The organism is Salinactinospora qingdaonensis (assembly GCF_039539445.1).
Taxonomy (GTDB): domain Bacteria; phylum Actinomycetota; class Actinomycetes; order Streptosporangiales; family Streptosporangiaceae; genus Salinactinospora; species Salinactinospora qingdaonensis.
In genome coordinates, this window is record NZ_BAABDD010000005.1 from 254793 (window position 1) to 279989 (window position 25197).

Here is a 25197-nt window from a genome sequence, read left to right on the forward strand (position 1 = left end):
TTCCCCACTGCTGCGGCCGTGCCTACGCCGTCCACGCCCACGAGGGCGGGCCAACCGGCGACACGCCCCGACGCTGCCGTCCCGGCTCGGCAGTGCCCGGGCATGCCTCGCTGATGGGGGGATCGTTGCGCTCCGCTGGTGCGCCGACGCTCCTCTACGCAGCAGCCTACGGACAGCCGTGAGGGGCGGAGGGGAGCCACGCCGAGCCCGGCGATCCTGCGTCGCCGAGGGCTCTCGACGTGCCCGGTCGATGCCCCCACCGGTGTCGTGGTCAGCTCGACCGAGACTGGCTTAGTCGAATTTCTGTTCGATATACTGGGGAGTGTGGTCCCCCTGAGGCTCGCGCTCACGGCTGCCGGAGCGGCCGACGAGTGCGGGGAGCGGCCGGGTGGGGGGAGGGGAAGCCTCTCGCTCGGCCGCGTCCATTCTGGGGCCGTTCAGCACCGCCGGCCGCCCAAGCCCCGCCCCGCCGAGCCGAGGCGGTGGCGCTGGAGACGGCTGCGGCCCAGGAGCGGCTGCGCCGCCCAGCGCCTCGCCGGAAGCCCCGTGAGCCCTCGCCGGGCCGCGTGGGTGCAACCGCTGTGCCACGAGCCGGTCCTACATGAGTCCTCCCGCGTCGTGCGCGGTGTTTCGCGGCTGCGGCCGGCGCTGGAGTGGCGACTACGTGCCAAGCGGCGGCCGCGCCCCGTGCGTGGCGTAGGGCACAGCCGCCGCTTCATCTCGTGCGTGATGGTGAGTTGTTCCGAGCCGTTCTTCCTTGGCCCCGGCCAAGGGAGGATCATTCCGCTCAGCGGTGGTGATGGAGAGCCCGAGGCGTGGTGGCCCGTACCGGCCGCACCCCGCCGGTCGACCGGCCGACTGCGGCCCCGTCGGTAGGGTCACCCCGGCTGTGGCGACATCCTCGTGTCCCATCCGGCGGGGCGGTGGGGTGGGTCCCAACACACGCCCGCTGCGTTGGGACGTTGCGAACTACAGGCGACATGGCCGCCGTGTGGCGTGGTAACCACGCTCGGCGGCAGCCATCGCCCGCGGGTAGCCGGCAGCGAAGAAGAAACCGGGTGTCGGTGAGGCGTAACGGTGCTTGGCTGCCGGTCTAGAACGCATCCACGGCGCGGCGCGCCTCAGGGTCGAGCACGCCCCAGTTGATCAGTTCCTCAGTGAGGTCGGCTGGGGACCGGTCGTAGATGACCGCCAGCGAGCGCAGGTCCTCCTGCCGGATGGAGAGGACCCGTCCGTTGTAGTCGCCGCGTTGGCTCTGGATGGTGGCGATGTAGCGCGCCAGTGGACCGGCCTTCTCCTGCGGAAGCTGCTGCATCCGCTCCAGGTCGATCACCAGCTTGGGAGTCGGCCCCAACGGGGCCGGCGCCGCGCCGCCGGGCAACAGTTCTGACATGGGCACGCCGTAGAAGTCCGCCAGTTCGGCGAGCTTCTGTACGGTCACAGCCCGGTCACCGCGTTCGTAGGAACCTACGACGACGGCCTTCCACCGCCCATGAGATTTCTCCTCCACTCCGTGCAGGGACAGCCCCTGCTGGGTGCGGATCGCGCGCAGCCGCGCGCCAAGTGACTTCGCGTATTCCGATGGCATCTTCTTCGTCGCTCCCCGGCCGTGAAATTGGCTGGTGTGGGCGGCGGACCCCCGATTCGCTCGGTTGCGCACCGGCCCCCGATTTGGCGTTCTACGTCGTCTCGCGGGGTCGGCTTGGCGCCGTCCCGCCCAGATTGGTTACGGACAGTGACGGTAAAGCGGTGAGCGCGCCAGGTCAAGCCGTTAGGTGAAAACGCGACTAATCAGTGGCCAAACTGTGTGTAAGTGAGAAGAGCTTCAGGACAATCTCAAATGCGACACATCACATGACTGTCGGCATACGGGAATCCCTGGTGCGTAAGGCTTTTCGTCGTTATATGGGGGGTTCGAGAGGGGCAGCGACGCCAGCTCAGGAGAGAGATTCAGTGAATGTCAATACTTTAGTTTGTGACAAACGCAACATTTTTTCCTAGGGTGTGGCCTTGCCGCGTAGGTTCTCGCAGCTCCGGGGGTAGTCGTGACTGCGCTTCGCGTCGGTTCCGATCGGCCGCGCTGATAACGTGATGGCCGTCCGACGTCCTTTAACGACCTGTCCAGTGAGGCAGGGAAGGGGGTCACCTGCGATGTCTGCCCAAGGGCACACACCTACCTCTGACGACGACGCCCCAGAGGCGGCGCCGTCCCACCGCGGAACCCGCGAGCCCAGCGCCGAGGCCCGCGCCGTCCTCGAAGCTCCCGAGATCGATCGGGCGCTGACCCGCATCGCCCACGAAGTGCTGGAACGCACCAAGGGCGGTGCCGACATCACCCTGCTGGGCATCCCCACGCGCGGCGTTCCACTCGCGCGACGCCTGGCCGAGCGCATCCAAAGGGTCGAGGATCGCGACGTCCCCTGGGGATCGCTCGACATCACCATGTACCGCGATGACCTGCGGCTGGCCCCCGCCCGGGCCCTGGGGCGCACCGAAATCCCCACCGGCGGCATCGACGGCCACCTCGTGGTCCTCGTCGACGACGTGCTCTTCTCCGGGCGCACCGTCCGCGCCGCCCTCGACGCCCTCAGCGACTTGGGGCGCCCGCGAGCCGTCCAGCTCGCCGCCCTCGTCGACCGCGGCCACCGCGAGCTGCCCATCCGCGCCGACTACGTCGGCAAGAACCTGCCCACCTCGCTGCGCGAGAGCGTCACCGTGCTGCTGCACGAGCTCGATGGTCGCGACGCCGTCCTCCTCGGGCCTGCGCGCCCGCGCGCGGGACATCCGGCCGACTCACAGCGCCATACCGGCGCAGAGGGCGAGAGATCATGAGACATCTGCTGCGCGCCGGTGACCTCTCCTGGGATGAGGCCACGCTGGTCCTCGACACCACCCGGGAGCTTGCCCAAGTCAGCGATCGCTCCGTCAAGAAACTGCCCACGCTGCGCGGCCGAACCGTGGTCAACCTCTTCTACGAGGACTCCACCCGCACCCGCACGTCCTTTGAACTGGCCGCCAAGCGGCTCTCCGCCGATGTGATCAACTTCTCGGCGAAAGGCTCCAGCGTCTCCAAAGGGGAGGGGCTCAAAGACACCGCCCTGACGCTGCAAGCCATGGGAGCCGACGGCGTGGTCATCCGCCACGACTCCTCCGGCGCGGCCCGCCGCCTGGCCACCTGGATCGACGGCAGCGTCCTCAACGCCGGCGACGGCATGCACGAGCACCCCACCCAAGCGTTGCTGGACGCCTACACGATGCGCGAACGTCTCGGCCGCCTGGAGGGGCTGCGCGTGGCCATCGTCGGCGACATCCTCCACAGCCGGGTGGCGCGCTCCAACGTCTGGCTCCTGGCCACGCTCGGCGCCGAGGTCACCTTGGTGGCCCCGCCCACTCTCGTACCGGTGTCGGTGAGCACGTGGCCGTGCGCCGTCTCCTATGACCTCGAAGCGGTGCTGCCCAAGACCGACGTCGTCATGATGCTGCGCGTCCAAGCCGAACGGATGCAGGCCGCGTTCTTTCCCACCGCCCGCGAGTACAGTCGTCGTTACGGACTCGACGGCGACCGCTTCGCGCTGTTGCCCGACCACGCCATCGTCATGCACCCAGGGCCGATGGTGCGCGGCATGGAGATCTCCGCCGAAGTCGCCGACTCGCCGCGCTCCACCATCACCGAGCAGGTAGCCAACGGAGTGAGCGTGCGCATGGCCGTGCTGTATCTGCTGCTGGGCGGCTCCGAGCCCGCCTTCGGGAACTAGAGGGACCCGTATTGAGCACCACTGACAACGCCCGCGTAATCCGCGGTGCCCGCATCCTCGGCGGCGAGCCCGCCGACATCCTGGTGCGCGGCGGCGTCATCGCCGGCTTCGACGCTGAGGCCGAGACCGCTGCCCGCGCCGGCACCGAAGTCATCGACGCCCACGGCCTGTTCGCGCTGCCCGGTCTGGTCGACCTCCACACGCACCTGCGCGAGCCCGGACGTGAGGACGCCGAGACCGTCACCAGCGGCTCCAAGGCCGCGGCCATGGGGGGCTACACCGCCGTGCACGCCATGGCCAACACCGATCCGGTGGCCGACACCGCCGGCGTCGTCGAGCAGGTGTGGCGCCTGGGCCGCGACGCCGGGTACTGCCACGTGCAACCGGTCGGCGCCGTCACCCACAATCTCGACGGCACCCACCTGGCCGAACTGGGCGCGATGGCCGACTCCCTTGCCGACGTGCGGGTCTTTTCCGACGACGGCAAATGTGTCTCCGATCCGCTGCTGATGCGGCGCGCGCTGGAGTACGTCAAAGCGTTCGGCGGCGTCGTGGCTCAGCACGCCCAAGAGCCCCGGCTGACCGAGCACGCCCAGATGAACGAGGGCGTGGTCTCCGACCGGCTCGGGCTGACCGGCTGGCCCGCCGTGGCCGAGGAGGCCATCATCGCGCGCGACTGCCTGTTGGCCGAACATGTCGGGTCGCGGCTGCACATCTGCCACGTCTCCACCAAGGGCTCGGTGCAGATCCTGCGCTGGGCCAAGAGCCGTGGCTGCGACGTGACCGCTGAGGTCACCCCCCACCATCTGCTGCTCACTGAGGAGCTGGCCGAAAGCTACGACCCCATCTACAAGGTCAACCCTCCGTTGCGCACCGCCGAGGATGTGCACGCCCTGCGCGAGGCTCTCGCCGAGGGCACGATCGACTGTGTGGCCACCGACCACGCTCCTCACCCGGTGGAGGCCAAAGAGGCCGAGTGGTCCAACGCCGCCATGGGCATGCTCGGACTGGAGACCGCGCTCTCGGTTGTGCAGCACACCATGGTCGACACCGGTCTGCTCGACTGGCCCGCCCTCGCCGACCGGATGTCGGCCACTCCTGCCCGCATCGGTCGTCTGCCGGGCCAGGGGCGTCCGCTGGCTGTGGGCGAGCCCGCCAACATCACGCTCTACGACGCGGGCGCGGCCCGCGAGATCGATCCCGCCGCGATGGTCTCCAAGAGTGCCAACACTCCCTACGGGAGCATGACCCTGCCCGGTCGGGTCGTGGCCACGTTCCTGCGCGGCGTTCCGACGGTCCTCGATGGGAAGATGCAGTGACGAAAGAAGCACCCAGTCCAGCCAGCACAGCCGTACCGCCGGCCTCGGCCGCCCGCGACGGGGTTCCCGCGATCCTCGTGCTGGAGGACGGCCGCGTCTTCCACGGTCGCTCCTTTGGCGCTCCAGGCGAAACCTTCGGTGAGGCGGTCTTCAACACCGGCATGACCGGCTACCAGGAGACGCTCACCGATCCCTCCTACCACCGCCAGATCGTGGCGATGACCGCTCCGCACATCGGCAACACCGGCATCAACGACGACGACCCTGAGTCGGGGCGCGTCTGGGTCGCCGGCTACGTCGTGCGCGAACCCGCCCGCATCCCGTCCAACTGGCGCTCCCAACGCAGCCTCGACGACGAGCTGCGCGCCCAGGGCGTCGTGGGCATCGCGATCTCCGGCACCCGCGCGCTCACCCGCCATCTGCGGGAGCGCGGCGCCATGCGCGCCGCTATCAGCACCGTCGAACTCGACCCGGCGACGCTGACCCAGCGCGTCCTGGACAGCCCGAAGATGAGCGGGTCCGCTCTGGCCCAGGAGGTCACCACCAGCGAGCCCTACACCGTGCACCCGCCCCAGGGGGCCACGCCCCAGTTCCGGGTGGCCGCGGTCGACTTGGGTATCAAGGCCATGACCCCGCAGCGCCTGGCCGAACGCGGCTGTGAGGTCACCGTGCTGCCCGCCAGCGTGACCGCCGAGGAGATCCTCGCCTACCGGCCCGACGGGGTTTTCTTCAGCAACGGTCCCGGCGACCCGGCCACCGCCGAGACCGCGGTGGCCGCGATGCGCGGTGTCCTCGACGCGGGCACGCCGCTGTTCGGCATCTGTTTTGGCAACCAGATCTTGGGGCGCGCCCTGGGGTTGGGCACCTACAAGCTGCGCTTTGGCCACCGCGGCGTCAACCAACCGGTGCGCGACGTGCACACCAAACGGGTGCACATCACCAGCCACAACCATGGCTTCGCGGTGGACGCGCCCACCGACGGTCCCTTCGACACGCCCTATGGCCGCGCCGAGGTCAGCCACATCGATCTCAACGACAATGTGGTGGAGGGGCTGCGGCTGTTGGACCGTCCCGCCTTCAGCGTCCAATACCACCCGGAGGCCGCCGCGGGGCCTCACGACGCCGCAGAACTGTTCGACGCCTTCTGCGCGCTGATGGCCGAGCACCGCGACTCGGCTTGATCCCGTTCCCACCGCGGCGCCCGCGCCGTTTGCCGCGGACTCCACCCAACCGTTTCCGAGAAGGAAAGTAATGCCGCGCCGTAGTGACCTGTCATCTGTTCTCGTGATCGGCTCGGGGCCGATCGTTATCGGTCAGGCGTGCGAGTTCGACTACTCCGGCACCCAAGCCTGCCGCGTGCTCAAGGCCGAGGGTCTGCGCGTCATCCTGGTCAACTCCAACCCGGCCACGATCATGACCGACCCCGAGTTCGCCGACGCCACCTACGTCGAGCCGATCACGCCCGACATGGTCGAAAAGATCATCGCCAAGGAACGCCCCGACGCCCTGCTGCCCACCCTGGGCGGGCAGACCGCGCTCAACACCGCGGTCGCCCTGCACGAGTCGGGCGTGCTCGCCAAGTACAACGTGGAGCTGATCGGCGCCAACATCGAGGCCATCCAGTCGGGGGAGGATCGCGACTCCTTCAAGGAGATCGTCGAGCGCATCGGCGGTGAGTCGGCCCGCTCGCGCATCTGCCATTCGTTGCAGGAGTGTCTGGATGTGGCCGAGGAGTTGGGCTATCCCGTGGTGGTGCGCCCCTCCTTCACCATGGGCGGGGCCGGCTCGGGGTTCGCCCATGACGAGGCCGAGTTGCGCCGCATCGCCGGCCAAGGGTTGTCGCTCTCGCCCACCCACGAGGTGCTGCTGGAGGAGTCCATCCTGGGGTGGAAGGAGTACGAACTGGAGCTGATGCGCGACGGCAACGACAACGTGGTCGTCGTCTGCTCCATCGAAAACTTCGACCCGATGGGGGTGCACACCGGCGACTCCATCACCGTGGCGCCCTCGATGACGTTGACCGACCGCGAGTACCAGCGCATGCGCGATATCGGCATCGCGGTCATCCGTGAGGTCGGCGTTGACACGGGGGGCTGCAACATCCAGTTCGCCGTCCACCCTGGCACGGGGCGCATCATCGTCATCGAGATGAATCCGCGCGTGTCGCGGTCCTCGGCGTTGGCCTCCAAGGCCACCGGGTTTCCCATCGCCAAGATCGCGGCCAAGCTCGCCGTGGGCTACACCCTCGACGAGATCCCCAACGACATCACCGCCGAGACGCCGGCCAGCTTCGAGCCCAGTCTCGACTACGTCGTGGTCAAGGTGCCCCGGTTCGCCTTCGAGAAGTTCCCCGGCGCCGACACCTCGTTGACCACGACCATGAAGTCGGTGGGGGAGGCCATGGCGATCGGCCGTTCCTTCCCCGAAGCCCTCCAGAAGGCCATGCGCTCCCTGGAAAAGGAAGGGGTAGGGCTGACCTGGGCGGGCGAGCCCGGCGCCAAGGAGGAGCTGCTACAGGCGGTGGCCACGCCCACCGAGACGAGGCTGCGCCAGGTCCAGCAGGCCATCCGCGCCGGTGCCACCGTGGCCGAGCTGCACGCCGCCACCGGCATCGACCCCTGGTTCCTCGACCAGCTCTTGGCGCTGGAGGAGGTCGCCACCGAGTTGGCCGCGGCCCCCAAGCTCGAAGGGGAGCTGCTGCGCACGGCCAAACAGGTGGGCTTTTCCGATGTCCAGATCGGCGAGATCGTGGGCAAATCCGAGGAGGTCGTGCGCGAGCTGCGCCACGCGCTGGGCATCCACCCGGTGTATCTGACCGTCGACACCTGCGCCGCCGAGTTCGCCGCCCAGACGCCCTACCTCTACTCCAGCTACGACGAGGACACCGAAGTCCCCGAGAGCACGCGCCCCAAGGTCATCATCTTGGGCTCGGGACCCAACCGCATCGGCCAAGGGGTGGAGTTCGACTACTCCTGTGTGCACGCCTCGTTCGCCCTCTCAGCGGCCGGCTACGAGACGGTCATGGTCAACTGCAACCCCGAGACCGTCTCCACCGACTACGACACCAGCGACCGGCTCTACTTCGAGCCGCTGACCCTGGAGGACGTGCTCGAAGTCGTGCGCGCCGAGCAGCGCACCGGCCACGTCATAGGCGTGATCGTGCAACTGGGCGGGCAGACCCCGCTCGGGCTGGCGCGCCGCCTCAAAGAGGCCGGTGTGCCCATCGTGGGCACCACGCCGGAAAACATCGACCTGGCCGAGGACCGCGGCTCCTTTGGCCGGGTCCTCGCCGAGGCCGGGTTGCCCGCGCCCAAGCACGGCACCGCCCGCTCCTTCGAGGAGGCCAAACTCGTCGCCGACGAGGTTGGCTACCCCGTCTTGGTGCGCCCCTCCTACGTCCTGGGCGGGCGCGGCATGGAGATCGTCTACAACGAGGAGATGCTGCGCGCCTACATCGAGCGCAACGCCGAGGTCAGCCCCGAGTATCCGATGCTGATCGACCGGTTCCTCGACGAGGCCATCGAGTTGGACGTCGACGCCCTCTACGACGGCGAGGAACTGTATCTGGGGGGCGTGATGGAGCACATCGAGGAGGCCGGAATCCACTCCGGCGACTCCGCGTGCGCGCTGCCCTCGATCACCTTGGGCCGTGAGGACATCGAGCGCATCCGCTACTCCACAGAGGGCATCGCCCGCGGCACGGGGGTGCGCGGCCTACTCAACGTCCAGTACGCGCTCGCCTCAGGCGTGCTTTATGTGCTGGAAGCCAACCCGCGCGCCTCGCGCACCGTCCCGTTCGTGTCCAAGGCCACCGCGGTCCCGCTGGCCAAGGCAGCCGCCCGCGTCATGATGGGCACCTCCGTCGCCGAGCTGCGCGGCGAGGGCATCCTGCCCGCCCACGGCGACGGCGGTACGCTACCCATGGACGCGCCGGTGGCGGTCAAGGAGGCGGTCCTGCCGTTCAACCGTTTCATCGACAAGCACGGCGAGGGCGTCGACACCGTCCTCAGCCCCGAGATGCGCTCTACCGGCGAGGTCATGGGGCTCGACTCCGGGTTCGGCCCCGCCTACGCAAAGTCCCAACTGGCCGCCTACGGGTCCCTGCCGCTGTCGGGGCGCGTGTTCGTCTCCGTGGCCAACCGCCACAAGCGCACGATGATCTTCCCCGTCAAACGGTTGGCCGACCTCGGCTTTGAGATCCTGGCCACCGAGGGAACGGCGTGGGTGCTGCGCCGCAACGGCGTGCGCGCCACCGTGGTGCGCAAGCACAGCGAAGGCCCCGGCCCCCGGGGGGAGCCCACGATCGTGCAGCTCATCCACGAGGGGAGTGTGGACCTCATCGTCAACACCCCGTTCGGCAGCGCGGGGCAGGCCGGTCCCCGCCTCGACGGCTACGAGATCCGTACCGCCGCGGTGCTGCGCAAGGTGCCCAGCGTCACCACCGTGCAGGGGCTGGCCGCTGCGGTCCAGGGCATCGAGGCCCTGGTGCGGGGCGACATCGGGGTACGTTCCTTGCAGGAGCACGAAGCGGCGCTGCGCGCGACCGAAGGGTGACACGACGGCGTGAGTGCCGCTCCGCCCGGTAGCGGCGCGGCAGCCAGGAAAGAGGAGCCGGGTGAGTGACTTCCGACCGGTGCAGATGCGCAGCCCCGTGCTGGCTGTGCGGCGGGTGGACGCCTATCACGCCATCACGGTCGTGGCGCCGGGGGTCGCCGAGCGGTTCCGTTCGGGACAGTTCGTCGCCGTCGCCGTCGGCGGCGAACAGTCCAGCATGCTCATGCGCCGCGCCTTCGCGATCCACGAGGTCAAACCCGACTACGGGGGCACCGTGGAGTTCCTGTTCGCCGTGCGCGGCAACGGCACGGCGTGGCTGGCCGAGCGCCGCTCCAGGGACCTGCTCGACATCGTCGGGCCCTTGGGGCGGCCTTTCCCGCTGCCGCGCGACCCGGTCAACTGCACCCTGGTGGGGGGCGGCTACGGCAGCGCACCGCTGTTTCCGCTGGCGCACTCGCTGCGCCGGCGCGGCTGCCGGGTGGACTTCGTGTTGGGGGCGGCCTCGGCCGACCGGGTCTGCAACGCCATCGCCGCGCGCCGGGTGGCCGAGACGGCCACCTTCACCACCGAGGACGGCTCCTTTGGCGTACGCGGCCAGGTCACTGACGCGCTGCCCCAAGTGATCGAGGACACCTACACCGACGTCGTCTACGCCTGTGGCCCCATGCCGATGCTGCGCGCCGTCAGCGCCCTGTCCATGCGCTACGACATCCCGGTCCAGGTCGCCGTGGAGGAGACGATGGCCTGCGGGACCGGGGTGTGCATGGCCTGTGTCGTGCCGGTGGTGGGCGATGACGGCGTGACTCGGATGATGCGAGCCTGTGTCGACGGCCCGGTGTTCCGCGGCGAGCAGGTGCGCTTTGACGACCTCGGCACGATCCCTTTCGACGCCCTCGGGGCGCCCGGTTGGAAGGCGCGCGGTGGCGACGACACGGTACAGATCAAGGACGTCGGCTAGCGATGGCCGACGCGCCCCCAGGTATGGCGTGGTGGATGACGGCCGGCGCGGGGCCGCGCCCCCTGCTGGAACCGGTGCCGATCGCCTGGCCGCAGGCGCGCTCCGCAGCGGTTGGAGCCGCGCACCGGCCAGCGCGTGAGGTGGAGACGGAGGACGCTGACGAAATGAGTCCCGACCTGCGTACCTGGCTGGGTCACGTGGAGTTGGCCAACCCGGTCATGACCGCGGCCGGCTGCGCCGGCGCCGGACGCGAGATCGCCCAGTTCTTCGACATCTCGCGGTTGGGGGCCGTCATCACCAAGTCGGTGATGCTGCAACCGCGCGCGGGCGGGCCGGCGCCGCGGATGACGGAGACACCCAGTGGTGTGCTCAGCGCGGTCGGACTCCAAGGGCCCGGCATCGATGTCTTCCTCCAGCGCGACTTGCCCTGGTTGCTCTCGCGCGGGGGCCGCGCCGTGGTCTCCATCGCCGGAGCCTCCCCGGAGGAGTACGCCGATCTGGCCTCCCGGTTGTCGGCGGCCCCCGGGGTCACCATGATCGAGGTCAACCTGTCGAGCCCCAACCCGGCCGACCACGGGCGCCACTTCGTCGACGACCCGTCCGCGGCAGCGCGGGTGGTGGCGGCCGTGCGCGGGCGCGCCCGTTCCGACATCCCGGTCTTTGCCAAGCTCTCTGCCGATGTGGCCGACCTGGTGGGGTTGGCCACCACCTGTGTTGAGGCCGGCGCCGACGGGCTGTCCATGATCAACACTGTGCGGGGCATGGCCATCGACACCAGCAGCATGGTTCCCGCCCTAGCGGCGGGGGTCGGCGGCGTCTCGGGGCCGGCGATCCGCCCGGTCGCGGTGGCGTGCGTCTACGACGTCCACGCCGCGCTGCCCCAGGTTCCGCTCATCGGCATGGGCGGCGTGCGCACCGGCGTGGACGTGCTGGAGTTCCTGTTGGCCGGCGCTGCCGCGGTGGCGGTGGGCACGGTGATCTTCCACGACCCCTCGGCGTGTGCGCGCGTGGTGCGCGAGTTCGAGGAGGTGCTGGAGCAGCGCGGCGTCCGCCGCGTCGGCGACCTCATCGGCGCCGCTCACCGCCGTTCCGGCGCGGCGGTGCGGGATTGAGCGCGCCGCTGTCGGCCGGACGCTCTGTCCTGCCTCCTGGCGTGGCGCCGGAGCCGCCCCGGGCCGTTTGCGAGGTTCGCAGGCCCCGGCAGGGCCGTTGGGCAGCCGGGAGCGACGCGCGAGCTGATCCCCGGAGGCAGCACTCAGGTCGCCGCTGCCGCTACGGAATCTTTGGGAGCCCTCCCATCCTTCGGAAGCCGTGTTCGCGCGGCTACGCTCGTTTGAGCGCCGTAGAGAGGCGTATAAGGGGGTATGGGGCGCTTCGCTTCGCGAAACGGATCACCGGTACTGGTGTCGCGGCCCTGGCACACGCCGGCATGTTCCCCCGCAAACCGGGGAACCGCCTGTTGCAGTCGTCTCATGTTGACGACCGGCGCGGGCCGCCGCGGCCAGCGGCGCTTGACCGCGTGTCCGCTGTTCAAGCGACCGTCCCAGGCGGGACGGTCCACTCAATCCCGCCCATCCGTGACACGAAGGAGAACGATCGTGGCCGCGCCCATCGCTGTCGCCATCGACGCACCCGATATCGAGACCGCCGCCCAGTGGGCTTCCTCGGTTACCCCGCACGTCAGTACGCTCAAGGTCGGGCTGGAGCTGTACCTGCGCTACGGGCCGGAAGTGATCGCCACCATGCGGGGCGCCAACAAGGTCTCGCTCTTCCTCGATCTCAAACTGCACGACATCCCGGCGACCGTGGCCGGAGCCGCGCGTGCGGTGGCCCGGCTCAAGCCCGCCATCCTCACCGTGCACGCTTCCGGGGGGCGCGACATGATTCGTGCCGCCGTCGACTCCGCACCCGACACCACGATCGCCGCCGTCACCGTGCTGACGTCGCTTCCTGAGGACGCCCTTGAGGAGGTAGGGCTGCGTGGCCCCTCCTCGGATGCCGTGCGCCGGTTGGCGACGCTGGCCGTGGAGGCGGGCGCGGGGGCACTGGTGTGCTCGCCCCACGAGGTCGCCTCCCTGCGGGCCGAGGTCGGCCCCGACGTCACGTTGATCACGCCGGGGGTGCGGCCCGCGGGCGCTGACCGGGGCGACCAGGCGCGGGTGGCCACGCCAGAGGAGGCGTTGGCTGCCGGAGCCGACCTGTTGGTGATTGGGCGGCCCATCACCAACGCCACCGATCCTGGGGCGGCTGCCGCCAGCATCGCCGCTGCGCTGCGGCGGGCCGAGGCCACCTCGGCGTGAGTACCGTCACGTCCCCGATTGGGGGGACTAATGTCATTTTCGGACTTTGCTCCTTGTGTGGAATGTTCGTCCGAAATATGACCATGCACGGATAATGTGGGGAAGGTCACGCTTCGATCATGGCGGGAAGCAAACTCCCGCCATGATCGCGGGTGAGGGTCTACCAGGCATTTTTCCTGTCGTTGCGCGTTCGTGTGCTGACCAAGCGTAGTTACTTGGACGAAATAGGGCTTGAAAAGCCACTTTGCGTTGCCGAACAGGGGCGGAACCTACTAACTTGCGCAGGCGTCCGCCCTCCGTAATCGAGAGAAATTCGAGGTGACCCGGCGTGGCCCTTCCTCCCCTCACACCTGAGCAGCGCGCCGCGGCTCTGGACAAAGCCGCTAAAGCCAGAAAAGAGCGCGCGGAAGTCAAGAATCGGCTCAAGCACGGTGGTATCTCCCTCGCGGAGGTTCTTGCCGAAGGCCGTACTGACGACGTGATCGGCAAGATGCGCGTCTCCGCCCTGTTGGAGTCCCTCCCCGGCGTGGGCAAGGTGCGTGCCAAGCAGATCATGGAGCGCCTCAACATCGCGGAATCCCGGCGTGTCCGGGGCCTGGGCGCCAATCAGCGCGCTGCGCTCGAAAGCGAGTTCGGCAGCGCTGAGTAACCCCCCATGAGTGGGCGGCGGGCATCGTCTCGGCGTCCCTCCCCGCGTCGAGCCCGGTTCGGCCGCCTCTCTGATCCGGCCGGCGCGACCCCTACCAGGCCGCGGCGTGGCGAGCAGGTGGAAGTCCCCTCACACACTGTGATTCCACCCGGCCGCGCCGCGGCTCAGTGGTATAAAGGGAAGCCACGCCACCAAACGCGCCCGCCCCAGTTGAGCGCGGTCGCGTCCGCAGCCGGGGCAGAGCCGTTCCGGCCGCAGGCCACGGTGGCGTTCGCCCAAGTACACCGCGCCTTCCGGCGTGGCTGTTGACGTCCAACCGCTGTCGCGGTGCCGGGAAGTTGTGAGGATCAGTGCCCAACGCACCTGCTGCAACCGAGGTCGGGCGCACTGTTGGCGCCAGTCGGCTCACGGTGCTGTCGGGACCCTCCGGCGTCGGCAAGAGCACCGTCATCGCCGAACTCCGCAAGCAGCGCCCGGAGGTCTGGCTCTCGATCTCGGTCACCACGCGCAAGCCCCGTCCCAGCGAGACCGACGGTGTCGAGTACCACTTCGTCACCGACGCCGAGTTTGACCGTCTCGTGGCCGAGGGCCAACTCCTGGAATGGGCCGAGTTCGCCGGCAACCGCTATGGCACCCCCCGCGTGCCGGTGGTGGAGCGGCTGCGCGCCGGCCGGCCGGTGCTGCTGGAGCTCGAACTCAACGGCGCTCGGCAGATCCGCACCACCATGCCTGAGGCGTGCCTGGTGTTTCTCGCACCTCCCTCCTGGGAGGAGTTGGTGCGCCGCCTCTCTCAACGCGGCACCGAATCTTCTGAGGTCGTACAGCGGCGCCTAGAGACCGCCCGTGTCGAGCTGGCCGCCGAGAAGGAGTTCGACCACACCATCGTCAACACCTCGCTGGAAGAGGTCCGCGACCGGCTGCTGACGCTGGTCACCGCTCCCTCCAACGGAGCCAACGCGCGCCGGTGAGCTCCGGGCGCTCTAGGCTCTGTTGTTTCGGAAAGGCGGCGCGGGCGGGCGGGGGGCGAGCGTGTCCGCTTGTCGCCTTCGCTGGCTGGCGAGATCGTGCAGCGGTCGAGGCACGAGCCAACGACGAACACCTCCACGGCCCCCACTCCAGTCGTTCGGAAAACCAGACCCCAGATCCTCCACGGCGGGGCAGAGCTCCGGGACCCCGTGGCCGCTGAGCGCGGGCCCCGCAGGCGACACCGGCGCCGCCGCGGAGCTTCGCACCCCGCACGGTTCGCTAGCCTGGAAGAGTCGCGACGCGGCACATCCGGCCAAAGAGGGCTAGCCGCCCGCGGCGGCCCTCGTCACGCCAGGCGAGTCACGCGGCGAGCTGTGGGCCACACCCACCCAAACGACGCCGTCGCCGGCCGCGATCCCCGGCGCAAGCCGGGGCGCCCGACCGATCCGCCGCGCGGGCCGGCCAGCCCTCGCGCCGCACTGTGCGGACCACCAGTGGTCCGTACCCTGGAAAACACAGCACGCAATCCGCGGTCCCGCGGCTGGGGCCGCGTCAACCAGCAGCAGGGGGTACGCAACGTGGCAGGCACAGAGCCCGTCGCCGAAGGCATCACCAACCCGCCCATCGACGACCTTCTCGGCGCCGTCGACAGCAAGTACAGCCTGGTCACCATGGCCGCCAAGCGTGCCCGGCAGATCAACGCCTACTACGCTCAGTTGGGCGAGGGCCTGCTGGAGTACGTCGGCCCTCTCGTGGAGACCCAGGTTCAGGAGAAGGCGCTGTCCATCGCCCTGCGCGAGGTCAACGACGGCCTGCTGAGCGCAGAGCCCCACGACCAGGGCGGAGAGGTTCGGTAGCCGACACGCCGGCTGCGTGCCCACCGTCACTGTCACCCGCCTCCGGTATCGGCCCACGCGCCGCTGCCGGGGGCGAGCGACTCTCGCGGCGGCCCGCTGCTTTAGAGTCCCACCGTGAGTACACACAACACGCCTGAGGTCGTTCTCGGTGTGGGCGCGGGCATCGCCGCCTACAAGGTCTGTGAACTGCTGCGGCGCTTTACCGAATCCGGGCACAGCGTGCGCGTCGTCCCAACCGCCGACGCGCTGCGTTTCGTCGGCGAGCCCACCTGGGCGGCCCTGTCGGGGCAGCCGGTGGCGACCGACGTGTGGGACACCGCACACGAGGTGCCGCACGTGCGAATCGGGCGCCGCGCCGATCTGGTGTTCGTCGCTCCGGCGACCGCTGACCTCATCGCGAAGGCCGCGCACGGTCTAGCTGATGACCTTCTCACCAACACGCTGTTGACCGCTCGGTGTCCCGTGGTGTTCGCCCCGGCCATGCACACCGAGATGTGGGAGCACCCCGCCACCCGCGACAACGTGGCCCTCCTGCGTTCCCGGGGCGCCACGGTGCTCGAACCCGATGTGGGCCGTCTCACCGGTGCCGACACCGGGCGGGGGCGGCTTCCCGACCCTGAGGCGCTGTTCCAGGCCGGTTGTCGCGCGCTGCGGCGCGGCACGTTGCCCCTCGACCTTACCGGCCGAAACGTCCTGATCTCCGCCGGGGGCACCCGCGAGGCCATCGACCCGGTGCGCTTCATCGGCAACCACTCGTCCGGCCGGCAAGGCTACGCGCTCGCGGCCACCGCTGTCGCCCGCGGAGCGAATGTGACCCTTATCTCGGCTAACGTCGGTTTTTCGGGGCCCGCTGGCGTTGACGTACGCCCTGTCACCTCCGCGCTGGAGCTGCGCGCGGCCATGCTCCACGAGCGCGACAAAGCCGACATCGTCGTGATGGCCGCCGCTGTCGCCGACTTCCGCCCCGACACCGCCGCGGTGAACAAGATCAAGAAAACCGGGGACACCCCCACCCCCATCGCCCTCGTAGAGAACCCAGATATCCTGCTGGAGCTGTCGCGCCATCGTGGTGGTGTGAGCCCCCAGAACCAGATTGTCGTCGGGTTCGCGGCTGAGACCGACAACGTCGTCGAGAACGGCCGCGCCAAACTCGCGCGCAAAGGATGCGACCTGCTCGTCGTTAACCAGGTCGGCCAAGGGCGCGCTTTCGGCACAACCGAAAACCAAGCGAGCGTGCTCGCGGTCGATGGAACGGTCACCGAAATCGAGCACGCTCCCAAAGAAGATGTGGCGGACCGAATCTGGGATCTGGTGGTCGAACGCCTTCCCGCGTAATACTGGTCTGCGGTGCCGCCTAAGCGCCACCGTGCCCAAGGCACCGCTACGAGCGCGTCAGCGACCGCGTTTGCCCATGTCAGAGCCGACGGCGAACCGGTAAAGGCACCTCGGCATCGTTGCCGTAGACGGGGTACCACTACAGTGGACCCGCAACCGACCACACCGGTCGGTTCGACGGGATTCACACATCCCCGTCGAGTCCGACCACATCGACAACTGTCAGCCAGCAGCCGCTGCAAGGAGTCACATAACGTGTCACGTCGCCTTTTCACCTCCGAGTCGGTCACCGAAGGCCACCCCGACAAGATGGCCGACCAGATCAGTGATGCGCTTCTCGACGCGATGCTCAGCGAGGACCCCAAGAGCCGTGTCGCCGCCGAGACGCTGATCACCACTGGCCAAGTGCACGTCGCCGGTGAGGTCACCACGAAGACCTACGTCGACATCCCTAGCATCGTCCGCCAGAAGATTCTGGAAATCGGCTACGACTCGTCGGCGAAGGGATTCGACGGAGAGTCCTGCGGCGTCTCCGTGTCGATCGACGCCCAGTCCCCTGACATCGCTCAGGGCGTCGACACCGCCCACGAGAGCCGCACCGAGAGCGCCTCGGACGCCCTCGACAAGCAGGGAGCGGGCGACCAGGGCCTCATGTTCGGCTACGCCAGCCGCGAGACCCCCGAGTTGATGCCGCTGCCGATCAAGCTCGCCCACGCCCTGGCCGAGCGCCTCTCCGAGGTGCGCCGCAACGGTACGGTCCCCTACCTCCGCCCCGACGGAAAGACCCAGGTCACGGTCGAGTACGACGGCACCACCCCCGTTCGCCTGGACACGGTGGTCCTCTCCAGCCAGCACGCTCCCGACATCGACCTCGACGAGCTGCTGACCCCCGATGTCAAGGAACACGTCATCGCCCCGGTCGTGGCCAACTACGGCCTCGAGTACGACAACTACCGGCTGCTGGTCAACCCCACCGGCCGGTTCGAGATCGGTGGCCCCATGGGCGACGCCGGGCTGACCGGCCGCAAGATCATCGTCGACACCTACGGCGGCTACGCCCGCCACGGCGGTGGCGCCTTCTCCGGTAAGGACCCCTCGAAGGTCGACCGCTCGGCCGCCTACGCCACCCGCTGGGTCGCCAAGAACGTCGTCGCCGCCGGCCTGGCCGAGCGCGCCGAGGTTCAGGTTGCCTACGCCATCGGCAAGGCGCACCCGGTCGGTGTCTTCATCGAGACCTTCGGCACCGAGCAGGTGGCCCCCGAGGTCATCGAGAAGGCTGTCCAGGAGGTCTTCGACCTGCGTCCGGCCGCCATCGTGCGTGACCTTGACCTGCTGCGCCCGATCTACTCCAAGACCGCGGCCTACGGCCACTTCGGCCGCGAGATCCCGGAGTTCACCTGGGAGCGCACCGACCGCGCCGAGGCGCTGAAGTCCGCGGCAGGCGCCTAAGCGGTACCGCCCTCGCCGAGTCGGGTCCGCTCGTTGGCCACACGCCGGTGAGCGCGCCCACCCAGCCGGCCTGACCGGCCGGCGGCGAGCAGCGAGCATGTCGGCCCTGGTCTCCGCGACTGCGGAGGCCAGGGCCGCCGCTGATTGTGCGCCCCTACCGGTGAGCGCCGCCCGCACCGCGCCTTAGGTTCTGTTTTTTGCAAAGGGCGGCGCGAGCGGGTGGTGGGTGTACGTGGGTGAGCGCCCCCGCAGGCTGCCGAGATCGCGCAGCGATCGAGGCAGGAGCGAACGGAGAACACCCCCCACGGCCCACCCCCAGCCGTTCAAAAACAACAACCTAGGCGGGGCAGCGCCGAGCGGCTCACAACCGGATCATGGTGCTGCGCACGATCTCGAAAACCGGGCGCCTGGCCGCGGCCTCGATGAACTCCGCCTCGCTGGCCTGCGGCGACAACGCCAAATGCGAGCGCACCGCCAGCGCCCGCATCGGGTGGTCCACGTACTCCCGCAGCACCGGCGCGGCCCGCTCCGGCGTGAGCTCCGCCGCACTGACCAACTCGATCCAGCCGCCGCGGCGCAGGGTGGCGAAACCGTCATGGCGGATGTTGTGCACCCACCCCACCGCGCCGTAGGGAGCGACGAGGAAACGGCCCTGGCTGTTTTCGATCAGGCTGACGGGGGTGCTGCGCAGGAACCCCGACTTGTTGCCGCGTGTGGTCAACAGCCGCATTTCGGCCGGCCCCGCTCCGTATTTGAGCAATTCCCCGATCATGGCGTTCGCGCTACGCCGTAGCCTCGTCTCCGGTCCGCCTGTCGCCTGCGCCATCGCCGTCTCCCTGCTGTCGCGTCGTCTCGCTGGCCGGGTGTGGGCTCAAGTCTTCCATGTGGGCAGGTGCCGGTGGGGCATTCCCGCACCGGCTACCCACCCCGCGCGGCGAGGCGGCCTCGTCAACGGAAAGCCGGAATCCCGGTGATGGAGTGCCCCAGACTCAGCGCGTGCACCTCTTCGGTGCCCTCGTAGGTCGCCACGGTCTCCAGGTTCAACAGGTGGCGCAACACCGGATAGTCCAGCGTGATCCCGTTGGCGCCGTGGATGGAGCGCGCCGCGCTCGCCACCCGTTGCGAGCCCGCCACGTTGGCGAACTTGCCGAAACTGATGTGGTCGCGGTGGCAGGCTCCGCTGTCCTTGAGTCTGCCGATGTGCAGCGCGGTCAGGCAAGCGTGGTTGACGTCGACCACCATTTCGGCCAGCTTGTGCTGAGTGAGCTGGAAACCCGCGATCGGGCGGCCGAACTGCACCCGCGCGCCCGCGTAGTCCAGCGCGGCCTGGTAGCACGAGCGCGCGGCACCGGCCACCCCCCACACGATGCCGTAACGCGCCTCGTTGAGGCACGACAGCGGCGCGCCCAGGCTTCGGGCCTCCGGGAGTCGTGCCGTATCGGGCAGCCGCACGTCCTCCAACACCAGCTCCGAGGTGATCGAGGCGCGCAGCGACAGCTTGCGCTTGATCACGTGGGCGCTGAATCCCGGCGTGTCGGTGGGCACCACGAAACCGCGGATGCCCTCGTCGGTGCCGGCCCAGATCACCGCCACGTCGGCGATGGAGCCGTTGGTGATCCACATCTTGGCGCCGTTGAGCACCCAGTCGGAGCCGTCGCGGCGCGCTCGCGTGCGCATCGCCCCGGCGTCGCTGCCCGAATCGGGCTCGGTCAGCGCGAAGCACCCGATGGCCTCGCCTGCGGCCATGCGCGGCAGCCACTCTTGTTTTTGCTCCGTCGAGCCGTAGGTGTGGATCGCCGTCATCGCCAGCGACCCCTGGACCGAGACGAAGCTGCGCAGCCCTGAGTCCACAGCCTCCAATTCCCGGCAGGCCAGCCCGTAGCTGACCGCGTTCACCCCGGCACAGCCATAGCCGTGCAGGTGCATGCCGAACAGCCCCATGTTCCCGAAGTTCTTGGCCAGCGCCCGCGGCTCGGGGATGGTCCCCGCCTCGAACCAGTCAGCCACATGGGGGAGGAGTTCCCTGGTGGAGAAGTCGCGCACAGCGTCACGGATCGATCGTTCCTCGTCGTTGAGACCGTGATCCACACCCAGGAAGTCGTTGGGGTCGGGGGCGGCCGGCTTGCTCTCATGAGTCATCGACGTTTTCGGCGTGGCACCCCCGCACCGGAGCGCTCCGGCGAGGGACCCACACCGATTCCTCCTTTCAAGCACGGAGCCGCCGCGTTCGCCGTCGCGGTGCGGGGCACATATTCGGCGGTCATTCCTCTACTGTTTCTATCTCACCGGGTCATAGCGGTTATAGCCAGTGCTCACCCAGCGGCACCACGCAGTCGTCCCAGCTCAAACACCCGCGTCTCCGCGCCAAAACTGCTTAAGCGCAGGTTGAGTGCTCACAACGGAGAAGAGGAAACGGTCTCTTGGCCGCGGGAGCACCGCTGGTCGCCGCCGTGGCCACACCCGGCCAGCCGGCGCGGTCCCAGACCCGGTACCGATTCCCGCCGCAATCTCTATCTCACTTTCGCGGTCCTCCCGAGAGGAACTCCCGAGCAAGGATCGACGAATTTCAACGGCGGATAAATTTCGCCGAAGACGGTAGCATCGGGCGCTAACAGCGGGACGCTCGGGAAACGGAAAGCGCGCCACCGCACGCCGCCGCTCTTCCGAACGCCCCACGCCAACGTCTCGGGGAGTGCGATCGTGACCGACGAGTGGCAGGCCCCGCACACCCACGACGCGCCCCCCGCCGTGGAACTCCCGCCGCCACCGTCTCGCGTCATCGATCTCGCCACCCACCCGCTACGCGGGGCCTCAACAGCAGCGGGCCCGCCTTCGCGGCTCGACAACGCCAAGCGCTCCTTCCTGCGCCGCGCGGTGGAGTACCTGAGCGTCGAACTCGGCATCCGCCACTTCATCGACGTGGGCTCGCGCCTGCCCGTCGCTGACGGCATCCACGGCATCGTCCGCTCGCACGCCGCCGGCGCCCACGTCGTCTACGTCGACACCGCGACCGCCGCGCCGCTGTACGACCGCTCGCCCTCCCAGTTGGACGGACTGTCCGTCGTCGCCGGCGACCCCGCCCCCCACGCCCTCGTCGACACCTTGATCGCCCGTGGCCACATCGACCTCGACACGCCCGTCGCGGTGCTCATGATCGAACCCGCCGCCGTAGGCGGCGCCGGCCGCACCCGCGCCCTCGCCCAGGCGCTGCACGCCGCCACCGCGCCGGGCAGCCATGTCGTCCTCGCCGCCGACGACACCACGGCCGACATCTTCACCCCCTTCACCCTCCTCGCTCCCGGCGTGGCCGACATGGCGTGGTGGCCCTACCCCGACGAGGAGGTCAGCGCCACCGGCACCGGCGTCTCCGTAGGGATGGCCCGGCGCTGAGCTTTTCGCGCCCTCGCGGGTGTGTCGGGGCGCCACCGTCGGTGTCGCGCCAGGGCAGGGACGGCATTGCGCCGAGAGTGCATTCACCATGCGGCTATGACTGTGTTTGTCACCATCGGCGACGCGCCAGACGACATCCGTGATGTCTTGACGGCGCAAGCCCGCGAGCACGGTCAGTCCTTGCAGGCGTTACCTGCGTGGTCTGATGCGGCAGCGAGCGGAGTTCGCCCGTAACCGTCAAATCCTCGCCGATATCGAGAAAGACCTAGCTACAGGGGGTTTCTGTGGGGTGGTCAAGCGGGGTGGGGTGGAGTGGTGGCTCGTGCGGTGATCGTTGCGTGGTTTCGGTGCTCGTGGCGGGTGGGGTGTGTGGCGTGCCTGGGGCGGAGAGGGTGCTGTTCGCTCGTGCCTCGATCGCTGCGCGATCTCGGCAGCCTCAAGGGGGGCGCCGGGGTGGGGGGGCGAGCGGAAACGACGCGGACAGCCCCCGGGGTGAGGCAATGTTGCTGCGGCGCGCAATGTTGCCCTCGCCAACCTCGCCGGGAGCTCGCTGTCCCTTGGCCTAGTCCTGGAAGCGGGGGTTTCCATGGCCTTCGAACTTGGCCGGGAGTTCGCTGTCCCTGCGCGCGGGGCGCCCGGCGTACATGTCAGTCCTCCGCCGGGAAGGGCGTCGCTGTCCCTGCGCGTGCGGGGGCGTGTGATATTCGCCGCCAGCTTCGGCAGGGTGTGCGGCTTGTCCCTGCACGGGGGGCGTGATGAGGACCCCAGCAGTGAGTCATGTGACCTCGCTGTCCCTGCGCGCGCGGAGGCCTCCAGGACTCGCTGCCGCACAGGGCGTCGCTGGCGCGGAGGATGATGATGCTCTCCCGGGGTATGCCGTTGTCGCGTGGGAGATACAGCGGTGGGCGGCGGTCCTGCGGAGGTGGTGGCAGAGCGTGCCTGGCGTTTACTGCGACGCTTGGTCCGGCTTCCCACGTTCCGGGTCTCTGCGGAGGTGGCAGAGGGCGCCCTGCAAGGCGTTGAGCCGCCCCCATCCCAGCCTCGGGCTGCCCGGTGCGGTGCCTGTCTCACCCCCAGTTTTCCCGTTGCGGTGCCTGGCCCACCCCCAAGTTCTCCCGTCGCGGCGTCTGTCCCACCTCGGCCGCGGCCCGCCCCAGGCTGCTGAGATCGCGCAGCGATCGAGGCACGAGCGGCGGGAGAGGCCGCATACTCTCCTCAAGCCAAAGCCGCATCCCGCCGCACGCCCCCGCGGGGGCGTGCGGCGCCGAGCCCCCGAACACGGCCGATCTCATCGCCGCTTCACGGGTGCGCGACGACATCCTCTACTCCGCTGACGCCCGCCTGGCCAAGACTGCCGCGCCCCACTGCCGGGGCGAGCTGGTCAACTAAGCCGAGGCGACGCAACGGAGCCGGCAACTCTTCGTCAACCCCGCAGAGTTCCGCAGCCACCCCCGAACACCTGGCGAGATGCCACTGTCCAGGGCTGAGAACGGTCAGCATCGGCCCGTCCTCCCAGCGCGGCCACGACTCAGATCGTGCGCATCGGGTCCAGGTGCACCTGAACCAGCCGCTCGTCCTTGCGGGCGCTGCGCGCCACCGCCGCCGCCTTGAGCGAGGCCGCCAGCGCGCGCGCCGAGCCCATCGGCACCCGCAGCAGCGCACGCTCGGCCGTACCCGACCCTTCCGCGGCCACCGGCACCGGACCCAACAGCTCGGCCTCCTCCGGCAGCTCCAAACTGTCGACGAACTCGCGCACGTTCTCCGGCTCCCCGGTCACCGACGCCATAGTCACCGCCGGCGGAAACCCCAACTCGCGGCGCTCGGCCAACTCCCGCTCGGCGAAACCCGCCGGGTCCCACCGGATCAACGCCTGCGTCACCGCCAACCCCGCCTCGGCCAGCACCACGACCCGCCCGCCGTCCCCGGCCGGGCGCACCAGCGCCGCCGCGTTACACCACCGCCGCAGCGCCTCCTCCGCCGCACGCAGATCGGCCCGCCCCAACAGTGTCCCGCCGTCCAACAGCAGCGCCGCCGCATACCCCCCGTCGGCGACCGGCTCAGCCCCCGGCGTGGCCACCACCAGCGCCGCCCGCGCCGGCACCCGCGTCACCACCTCCTCGCGTCCCGAAGTGCGCACCGGCAACGCCGGAAACGCCCGCCCCAGCTCCTCGGCCGTGCGGCGCGCCCCCACCGCCGTGGCCCGCAGCCGCCCGTGCTCGCAGGCCCCACACCGCCAGTCACCCGCGATATGCCCGCACCAGCGGCAATACGGCATGGCGTGCGCACTTTGCAACGCCAGCGGGCCGTTGCAGGAGCCGCAGCGCGCCGGCGCCCGACACCGCGCGCACGCCAACGCGTCGAGATAGCCTCGCCGCGGCACCTGCACCAACACCGGCCCCTCTTGTGCGGCCTCCCGCGCCACCCGCAGCGCCAGGCTCGGCAGCCGCGCCGACCGCGCCGCCTCGTCGCGCGCCATCTCGGTGTCATCCCCGGTGGCCAGCACCCGCGGCGCCCGCGCCCGCACCGTGTCCCGAGCGGCGGCCAGCGGGCGCGCCCACCCCGACTCCACGAGCCGCGCCGCGTCGGTGGTGCACGTGAACCCGCCGATCAGCGCCGCCGCCCCCGCCCGGTGGGCGCGCAGCGACAGCACGGTGCGCGCGTGCGGGTAGGGCGCGTGCGGGTCGGCGTGCACGTCGTCGCCGTCATCCCACAGCACCACCAGCCCCAGTTCGGCCACCGGCGCGAACATCGCCGCCCGCGTGCCCACCACCGCCCGACGCTGCCCGCGCAGCAGCGCCAGCCACCGCCGGTACCGCTCAGCCGGCCCCAGCTCGGCGGTCAGCGCCACGTGCCGCCCCGCGCCCATCCGCTCGTCCAGCGCGGCGTCCACCGCCGCCACGTCACGACCGTCGGGCACGACCACGACCGCGCCCCGCCCGGCCGCCACAGCCTCGGCCACCGCCACCGCCACGGCGTCACTCCACTGCGGGCCGGGCAGCGCCGACCACACCGCCCGCGGCGCACCCCCCTCCCGCAGCGCGCTCAAAAACGCCGGTCCTGCCGGGTAGTCCTCCCACGGCCCCGCCGGGGGAGGAGCCGGCGGCTTTGCCGCAGCCGCCGCGGGCTCGCGCTCCACCCGGCCGTGGCGCGGCGGGATCGCCAACCGCAGCACGTCGCTGAGCGTGCCCGCGTAACGGTCGGCCACCAGCCGCGCCAACCCCGCGATCTCCGGCGTCAACACCGGCTCCGAGGAGACGACCTGGCGCAGGTAGGCCAGTTGGCCCTCGAAACTCGACTCGGCGATCCGCTCCAGCAGGAACCCGTCGAGCGTGCGGCCGTTGAACCCCACCCGCACCCGGCAGCCGGGCACCGCCTGGGCATCCATCGCTTCGGGCACCAGGTAGTCGAAGGGCTGATCCAGGTGGGGCAGCGGCGTGTCAACGACGACCCGCGCCACCGGCAACTCCGGCGCCGGGCGGCGCGCACGCGGACCACGCCCCTTCGGGGCGCTGCTCCCGGTGCTGCTCTCGCGGGGCACATTGAACAGCGCCCCGTCGTCGTCCTTCGGCGGGCTCATCTGCCTCTCCTCGGCGCCCGGGTCCCGGCTGGCGAGCCGGGCCGGCGGCACCCTCTCCTCACGCGCTCATCGTCTGCTCGGCCGGCGC

20 protein-coding genes are annotated in these 25197 nt (G+C 69.8%); 15 read left to right on the top strand and 5 right to left on the bottom strand.

What is annotated here, in order from left to right; all coding sequences use genetic code 11:
- Positions 1 to 1093: 1093 nt before the first annotated feature.
- Positions 1094 to 1588, bottom strand: coding sequence for a transcriptional regulator BldD (gene bldD / locus ABD848_RS07860; RefSeq protein WP_114396263.1), 495 nt, complete (start codon positions 1586 to 1588; stop codon positions 1094 to 1096).
- A 563-nt stretch (positions 1589 to 2151) separates the two neighbouring features.
- Between bldD and pyrR the strand changes: the two genes are divergently transcribed.
- The 13 genes from pyrR to metK all read left to right on the top strand — a co-directional run bounded on the left by pyrR (position 2152) and on the right by metK (position 18142).
- The gene (pyrR, locus tag ABD848_RS07865; RefSeq protein ID WP_344969002.1) at positions 2152 to 2832 is read left to right on the top strand and encodes a bifunctional pyr operon transcriptional regulator/uracil phosphoribosyltransferase PyrR; all 681 of its coding nucleotides are present in this window, start codon (positions 2152 to 2154) and stop codon (positions 2830 to 2832) included.
- Positions 2829 to 3755 carry an aspartate carbamoyltransferase catalytic subunit gene (locus tag ABD848_RS07870; protein WP_344969004.1) on the top strand — a complete coding sequence of 309 codons (927 nt, stop codon included), beginning with the start codon at positions 2829 to 2831 and terminating at the stop codon, positions 3753 to 3755. Before pyrR ends, ABD848_RS07870 begins: the two co-directional genes overlap by 4 nt.
- 11 nt (positions 3756 to 3766) lie before the next feature.
- Positions 3767 to 5074, top strand: a complete 1308-nt coding sequence (locus ABD848_RS07875; protein WP_344969006.1) for a dihydroorotase — start codon at positions 3767 to 3769, stop codon at positions 5072 to 5074.
- A 71-nt stretch (positions 5075 to 5145) separates the two neighbouring features.
- Positions 5146 to 6255 (top strand): glutamine-hydrolyzing carbamoyl-phosphate synthase small subunit, encoded by a 1110-nt coding sequence (carA, locus tag ABD848_RS07880; RefSeq protein WP_344969095.1) that lies wholly within the window; start codon positions 5146 to 5148, stop codon positions 6253 to 6255.
- Between the two features lie 70 nt (positions 6256 to 6325).
- A complete protein-coding gene (gene carB, locus ABD848_RS07885) occupies positions 6326 to 9628 on the top strand; it encodes a carbamoyl-phosphate synthase large subunit (protein WP_344969009.1) in 3303 nt (1100 codons plus the stop codon).
- Between the two features lie 61 nt (positions 9629 to 9689).
- Positions 9690 to 10586, top strand: a complete 897-nt coding sequence (locus ABD848_RS07890) for a dihydroorotate dehydrogenase electron transfer subunit (RefSeq protein WP_344969012.1) — start codon at positions 9690 to 9692, stop codon at positions 10584 to 10586.
- Between the two features lie 164 nt (positions 10587 to 10750).
- Positions 10751 to 11698 (top strand): dihydroorotate dehydrogenase, encoded by a 948-nt coding sequence (locus ABD848_RS07895; RefSeq protein ID WP_344969098.1) that lies wholly within the window; start codon positions 10751 to 10753, stop codon positions 11696 to 11698.
- Between the two features lie 486 nt (positions 11699 to 12184).
- Positions 12185 to 12886, top strand: a complete 702-nt coding sequence (gene pyrF, locus ABD848_RS07900) for an orotidine-5'-phosphate decarboxylase (protein WP_344969014.1) — start codon at positions 12185 to 12187, stop codon at positions 12884 to 12886.
- 328 nt (positions 12887 to 13214) lie between these two features.
- Entirely contained in the window at positions 13215 to 13535 is a 321-nt protein-coding gene (mihF, locus tag ABD848_RS07905) for an integration host factor, actinobacterial type (protein ID WP_344969017.1), read from the top strand.
- Between the two features lie 350 nt (positions 13536 to 13885).
- Positions 13886 to 14503, top strand: coding sequence for a guanylate kinase (gene gmk / locus ABD848_RS07910; RefSeq protein ID WP_344969019.1), 618 nt, complete (start codon positions 13886 to 13888; stop codon positions 14501 to 14503).
- Between the two features lie 576 nt (positions 14504 to 15079).
- Positions 15080 to 15358, top strand: a complete 279-nt coding sequence (rpoZ, locus tag ABD848_RS07915) for a DNA-directed RNA polymerase subunit omega (RefSeq protein ID WP_344969022.1) — start codon at positions 15080 to 15082, stop codon at positions 15356 to 15358.
- Positions 15359 to 15472: 114 nt separating this feature from the next.
- Complete coding sequence (gene coaBC / locus ABD848_RS07920; RefSeq protein ID WP_344969024.1) at positions 15473 to 16693, top strand: bifunctional phosphopantothenoylcysteine decarboxylase/phosphopantothenate--cysteine ligase CoaBC; 1221 nt, start codon at positions 15473 to 15475, stop codon at positions 16691 to 16693.
- Between the two features lie 255 nt (positions 16694 to 16948).
- Positions 16949 to 18142 (top strand): methionine adenosyltransferase, encoded by a 1194-nt coding sequence (metK, locus tag ABD848_RS07925; RefSeq protein WP_344969026.1) that lies wholly within the window; start codon positions 16949 to 16951, stop codon positions 18140 to 18142.
- Between the two features lie 361 nt (positions 18143 to 18503).
- Here metK and ABD848_RS07930 read toward each other — a convergent pair whose 3' ends face one another.
- Both ABD848_RS07930 and ABD848_RS07935 read right to left on the bottom strand, forming a co-directional pair.
- A complete protein-coding gene (locus ABD848_RS07930) occupies positions 18504 to 18968 on the bottom strand; it encodes a nitroreductase/quinone reductase family protein (RefSeq protein WP_344969028.1) in 465 nt (154 codons plus the stop codon).
- A gap of 122 nt (positions 18969 to 19090) precedes the next feature.
- Positions 19091 to 20281, bottom strand: coding sequence for an acyl-CoA dehydrogenase family protein (locus ABD848_RS07935; RefSeq protein WP_344969031.1), 1191 nt, complete (start codon positions 20279 to 20281; stop codon positions 19091 to 19093).
- 561 nt (positions 20282 to 20842) lie between these two features.
- On the opposite strand from ABD848_RS07935, the gene ABD848_RS07940 reads away from it, so the two are divergent.
- Positions 20843 to 21532: an SAM-dependent methyltransferase gene (locus tag ABD848_RS07940; RefSeq protein WP_344969033.1), complete on the top strand. Its 690-nt coding sequence runs from the start codon at positions 20843 to 20845 to the stop codon at positions 21530 to 21532.
- 96 nt (positions 21533 to 21628) lie between these two features.
- Complete coding sequence (locus ABD848_RS07945) at positions 21629 to 21766, top strand: hypothetical protein (RefSeq protein ID WP_344969035.1); 138 nt, start codon at positions 21629 to 21631, stop codon at positions 21764 to 21766.
- Positions 21767 to 22831: 1065 nt separating this feature from the next.
- Here the strand turns inward: ABD848_RS07945 and ABD848_RS07950 are convergent.
- Together ABD848_RS07950 and ABD848_RS07955 are read right to left on the bottom strand one after the other, a co-directional pair.
- Positions 22832 to 23032, bottom strand: coding sequence for a hypothetical protein (locus ABD848_RS07950; protein ID WP_344969037.1), 201 nt, complete (start codon positions 23030 to 23032; stop codon positions 22832 to 22834).
- Positions 23033 to 23060: 28 nt separating this feature from the next.
- The gene (locus ABD848_RS07955; RefSeq protein WP_344969039.1) at positions 23061 to 25109 is read right to left on the bottom strand and encodes a primosomal protein N'; all 2049 of its coding nucleotides are present in this window, start codon (positions 25107 to 25109) and stop codon (positions 23061 to 23063) included.
- Positions 25110 to 25197: the final 88 nt, after the last annotated feature.

Bases quoted from the DNA above. Each gene is read 5' to 3' on its own strand.
- bldD (WP_114396263.1), bottom strand. From the start codon at position 1,588: ATGCCATCGGAATACGCGAAGTCACTTGGCGCGCGGCTGCGCGCGATC.
- pyrR (WP_344969002.1), top strand. From the start codon at position 2,152: ATGTCTGCCCAAGGGCACACACCTACCTCTGACGACGACGCCCCAGAG.
- ABD848_RS07870 (WP_344969004.1), top strand. From the start codon at position 2,829: ATGAGACATCTGCTGCGCGCCGGTGACCTCTCCTGGGATGAGGCCACG.
- carB (WP_344969009.1), top strand. From the start codon at position 6,326: ATGCCGCGCCGTAGTGACCTGTCATCTGTTCTCGTGATCGGCTCGGGG.
- ABD848_RS07895 (WP_344969098.1), top strand. From the start codon at position 10,751: ATGAGTCCCGACCTGCGTACCTGGCTGGGTCACGTGGAGTTGGCCAAC.
- ABD848_RS07930 (WP_344969028.1), bottom strand. From the start codon at position 18,968: ATGGCGCAGGCGACAGGCGGACCGGAGACGAGGCTACGGCGTAGCGCG.
- ABD848_RS07935 (WP_344969031.1), bottom strand. From the start codon at position 20,281: ATGACTCATGAGAGCAAGCCGGCCGCCCCCGACCCCAACGACTTCCTG.
- ABD848_RS07945 (WP_344969035.1), top strand. From the start codon at position 21,629: ATGACTGTGTTTGTCACCATCGGCGACGCGCCAGACGACATCCGTGAT.
- ABD848_RS07950 (WP_344969037.1), bottom strand. From the start codon at position 23,032: ATGCTGACCGTTCTCAGCCCTGGACAGTGGCATCTCGCCAGGTGTTCG.
- ABD848_RS07955 (WP_344969039.1), bottom strand. From the start codon at position 25,109: ATGAGCCCGCCGAAGGACGACGACGGGGCGCTGTTCAATGTGCCCCGC.